This window comes from Acidovorax sp. NO-1 (assembly GCF_000238595.1).
GTDB lineage: Bacteria > Pseudomonadota > Gammaproteobacteria > Burkholderiales > Burkholderiaceae_C > Acidovorax.
In genome coordinates, this window is the sequence record NZ_AGTS01000091.1 from 1 (window position 1) to 2,144 (window position 2,144).

Sequence of the window (2,144 nt, forward strand, 5' to 3'; positions counted from 1 at the left end):
CTAGCGCGGAGATTCTGATGCCTTTGGCGACGTGCCTGGGGGTACAGTGGCGGGCTTGTGCAAAATACTGATGTTTTGTACAGTATCGTGAAATCCCGCACAGATATGGCCATGTACAAACCAGCCCGTTACGTATTCCGTCCTGCCAGACCAGCTCCCGCATTGTTGCGCCGCATCTGGGCATGGTTTTGAGATCGCCCTGCTGTGCCTCGGGCCTTGCCCAGCCTCCAGGCTCGCTTGTCCCCCAAATGGCGATTCACCATGAGCGAGCTGCTGGCATTGCACAAAAAACGTCGCCACAAGTAACATTGGCCATGTCGAAAAACCAAGCCCGGAAACACTGGAGGAATTTTTCGCTCCCTGATTCGAGTGAGGACAATGCTTGGCTGGATGCGCCACCTGTAGGCCGCGAATTTGGAAGTCCGGACTATGAGAGATTGATGGCGCTTGATCACGCTGCTTTCGTGGCCTTCCACTCGTGGAATAAGGTGCAGGATTGGCTGACCGCGCCGAACTCGCAGCTTGATGGAGCTTGCCCTGAGGAGGTGGCGCGAAGCCCCGCTGGATTTGACAAAGTCATGTCAATCCTGTTGTCATCGGGGAGCCGCGCCAGTGCGGACTTCATGAGCGAGATTGAGGCTTTGCCAGTTCAAGAGCGAGAAAGTCAAAAAGGTATTTAGCTGTTTCCTGTTAACGGCATACGATGACAAGCTCATGGGCTCAAATTTCCAAAGCACTGTCGCCCACAGGCCACTGCAGTTCTCGAACAACTCTGCGCATGATCCAGACGCACTGCGCATCAGAGCACCATCGCTTGGCCACAAGACCTTTTAATGCAGCCTTCACGGTTGCTTGCTGGTCCCCTTCGAAGGTCGCCAGCTTTCGTTGACAGTACGGGACCATCTGCGAGACCAGATCGTCACACATGTGGAAAGCAGCAGTGACCTCTGAGGGCGCAGTGCCCGGTGCATAGAACTTTCCATCTTCGTCAACAAGGCTCATTTTTGGATGAGCTCCACCAATGGCAGATGTAATTGCACTCACCGGAAAATCATCCGGTACGCCTGGATAGCTGGCGCGGTCAGTCGTCATATCAATTCCTTTCAAATTGCCTCGTACAGTGGGTATCTCCCATGACACCTCAAGCGCCTCGTCAGGCTTTCGCGTCACGGGTGTGGGTCAATAACGCCTGCTCACGAAGCCAGCTTGCTTTGTCGTAAACAAGGCCGGGGAACTCGTCGGTCAAACTGGTTTTCTGCAAGATGAGCGCTCGGGCCAGCCGCGCCACTTCCGCCAGTTCCTTTTCATTCCGGACTTCAAGCGGCGCCACAAGGCTGACGCCCATCGCCCAATTGAGACGCTCCCATTTCCAGGATGGGCGGACCTCCAAGTCAATCCCATCCCGCGTCAGCCGTTCTTCAATTGCCTGAAGCTTTGCGTAATGCTCCGTCTGGGCTTCAGAGGGAGCGCGACTGGTGGTGGTGAACAGCTTTTTACGCCTTTTCGACTTTCCAACCATCTTGTAGTTCTTGGTCCCTCCCTCGAAGAGCCAGTCATCGCGAGGGCCATCTCCTGCTTCCTTCCATGCCATGGAGGAAATTGCTTCCCCATAAATCCGTCTGGGGTGTTGCCACCAGACGATCACGCGCCGTCCATTGAGAATGAATCCAACGTCATCCCAGGTCGACAGGCTGTCAGGCCCCATGTTCCAGTAGGCGTGAGGAATGAACAGACCGCCCTCCGACAGGCGCCACTGGTGCGTGCGGTGGTACTCGCGCATGCGCCTTCGCAGATACTCATAGTGCGGATTTTTCATGTGGACTCACCCAAATGAATGAAGCGAAAATTGAGCGCAAGTGGCTGAGACGAAGCGTGCGAGTGGTGCATGGGTCTGAGCGCCGTAGCGGCACGAACGCTTTGCCGAGTCAATGGACACAGGCGGTAGTAGTTGGGACCTGACTCGCTTTCACCATGCGCTTCCCGACAGCTACTCCCCATCTAAAGGGATGGGTTTTTTGTGGCTCAACCACGCAGTGACCTGGCTCTTGACCCGCGGGCAGGTGATGCCAATGGCGGGATCACAGACCACCATCTGAAGAGGGAATCCCGCTGGAAACTCACTGGGCTCATCGTCAATCACAAGT

The 2,144-nt window shown here is 55.5% G+C and carries 3 protein-coding genes; 1 reads left to right on the forward strand and 2 read right to left on the reverse strand.

Features of this window, described 5'->3' with window-relative positions; genetic code table 11:
* Positions 1 to 314: 314 nt before the first annotated feature.
* Entirely contained in the window at positions 315 to 680 is a 366-nt protein-coding gene (locus tag KYG_RS15025) for an antitoxin Xre/MbcA/ParS toxin-binding domain-containing protein (RefSeq protein ID WP_237707273.1), read from the forward strand.
* 40 nt (positions 681 to 720) lie between these two features.
* Here the strand turns inward: KYG_RS15025 and KYG_RS15030 are convergent, their stop codons facing one another.
* Both KYG_RS15030 and KYG_RS15035 read right to left on the reverse strand, forming a co-directional pair.
* Positions 721 to 1,092 carry a hypothetical protein gene (locus KYG_RS15030; RefSeq protein WP_034694852.1) on the reverse strand — a complete coding sequence of 124 codons (372 nt, stop codon included), beginning with the start codon at positions 1,090 to 1,092 and terminating at the stop codon, positions 721 to 723.
* Positions 1,093 to 1,153: 61 nt separating this feature from the next.
* Positions 1,154 to 1,816, reverse strand: a complete 663-nt coding sequence (locus KYG_RS15035) for a hypothetical protein (RefSeq protein ID WP_050813867.1) — start codon at positions 1,814 to 1,816, stop codon at positions 1,154 to 1,156.
* Between the last annotated feature and the right edge of the window lie 328 nt (positions 1,817 to 2,144).